Origin of the sequence: Luteococcus sp. H91 (assembly GCF_038433135.1) — a bacterium.
Lineage (GTDB): Bacteria > Actinomycetota > Actinomycetes > Propionibacteriales > Propionibacteriaceae > Luteococcus.
On sequence record NZ_JBCDMV010000055.1, the window covers coordinates 1 to 1,088 of the forward strand.

Annotated in this window: 1 protein-coding gene; it reads right to left on the bottom strand. The window is 66.5% G+C overall.

Features of this window, described 5'->3' with window-relative positions:
- Positions 1 to 21: 21 nt before the first annotated feature.
- A complete protein-coding gene (locus AAEX57_RS16165; protein ID WP_342093323.1) occupies positions 22 to 990 on the bottom strand; it encodes an IS481 family transposase in 969 nt (322 codons plus the stop codon).
- Positions 991 to 1,088: the final 98 nt, after the last annotated feature.

Consider the following 1,088-nt stretch of genomic DNA (forward strand, 5'->3'; position numbering starts at 1 on the left):
AGGTGTTGGTGGCAGGGACGTTCATGACACTCGGGTGATGGGAGCCTTCCCGTTGAGGGCGCTGTGGCCTCGTTCAGTGTTGTAGAAGGTGAGCCAGTCGGCAAGGGCGTCGCGGCGGGCTTGGTTGCTGGTGAAGGGCTGCCGGTAGGCCCACTCGGTGGCCAGGGTCCGGTTCAAGCGTTCGACCTTGCCGTTCTGCCAGGGGCAGTGGGGCTTGATGAATTTCTGCTTCGCGTCCAGAGCTTTGACCGCTGCCGTGAAGTCGCGGCTGTTGCGGTAGGCAAAGGCGTTGTCGGTGATGACACGCTCGATGCGAGCGATGCCGTGGCTGGCGAAGAAGGCTGCGGCGCGGGTGAGGAAGGCGGCGCAGGTGGGGCCCTTCTCGTCGTCGTGGATCTCGACATAGGCCAGCCGGGAATGGTCATCGACGGCGGCGTGGACGTAGTCGTAGCCGATCCGTTCACGCTTGTTCTTCTGGGCGCTGGTGGCGGCGCGTCCGTGCAGGCGCCAGCCGCCGCCGTCGGGGATCTTGCCGATCTTCTTCACATCGACGTGGACGAGTTCACCAGGGCGTTCGCGTTCGTAGCGGCGCGTGGTGGCCTGGCTGCCGCGGATCACCGCGCCGGTGATGGGGTCGAGGTGTGCCAGGGGCGGCATGTGGTGGCGGCGCAGGATCGCGCTCACCGTCCGGGCCGGGACCTTGGTGGCGGTAGCGATCCGGGCGGGGCCTTGTCGATGCTTGGTCCGGTGGGCAAGGACGCGTGCCTCGGTGTCTGGGCTGGTGCGTCGGGGCATGGTGTGGGGTCGGCTGGAGCGGTCATGTAGTCCGGCCTCGCCGTGCAGGTCGTAGCGGTTGAGCCAGTGGTGGGCGCATTGGCGGGAGATACCCATCGCCTTCGCGGCGTGGGCGACCTTCCAGCCTTGTTCGCGGACGCGCTCGACGAGCAGGAGTCGGCCGTTGACATTGAGCCGGGCCTTAGAGTGGGGCATGAGGACCTCCGTTGTTGAGATGTGACCTTCGACAAGCCACAGCCCAGCGGGGGTCCTCCCTTTACGTCAAACCGCGCACTGTCATGAACGTCCCTGCC